The 559-nt window shown below is 71.0% G+C and carries 1 protein-coding gene; it reads right to left on the reverse strand.

Going from position 1 to position 559, the window contains the following annotated elements; all coding sequences use genetic code 11:
• A partial coding sequence (locus tag ACW62_RS32795) for an IS110 family transposase (protein ID WP_157575153.1) occupies window positions 1–292 on the reverse strand: 292 nt, incomplete at its 3' end.
• Window positions 293–559: the final 267 nt, after the last annotated feature.

A 559-nucleotide genomic window follows, 5' to 3' on the forward strand; every position in this document is an offset into this window, starting at 1 on the left:
CCCGCGGGCCGGTGTGGCGGCGCTCGGCCACCATCAACCGCACCGGCACCCACACCACCGACGCGCCGGCGGCGACCAGCGCGGTGGCCAGGCGGCGAGCCAGGCCACGGCCGTCCTCGATCGCCCACGTCACCGACGCGCCGGCGGCGTGCCGGCCGGCCCAGCTGAGCAGCTTGGCGACGCTGGCGGGGTCGTCGGGCACGGTCAACGCCTTGCCGAGGCGGCGGCCGGTGTCGTCGATGATCACCGCGGTGTGTGTCTGCTTGTGCGGGTCGATCCCCACTGTCACCATGAGAGGCGTCCGTTTCTGCTCGCAAGCGTGTGACGGGCAACGTGTCACGAGGGCCCGGACCGGGTGGACGAATCTCTCTTGGGGCGCGCAATGCCCCAGGCTTCTATCAAGTCACGCCCGGCCGGGCTCTCGCCCCGTGAGCACCAGGGACAGGTCAACACCAAGCCACCGGCCACAGCCGGGACAGATCATGGATGAGTCACCCGGTACTCACACCGGCACCCGCCCCGTCGAGCAGGACCCGGCACACCGGATCTTGACAGAGAG

The sequence above is a fragment of the Jiangella muralis genome (assembly GCF_001270745.1).
In the GTDB taxonomy this organism is placed as follows: domain Bacteria; phylum Actinomycetota; class Actinomycetes; order Jiangellales; family Jiangellaceae; genus Jiangella; species Jiangella muralis.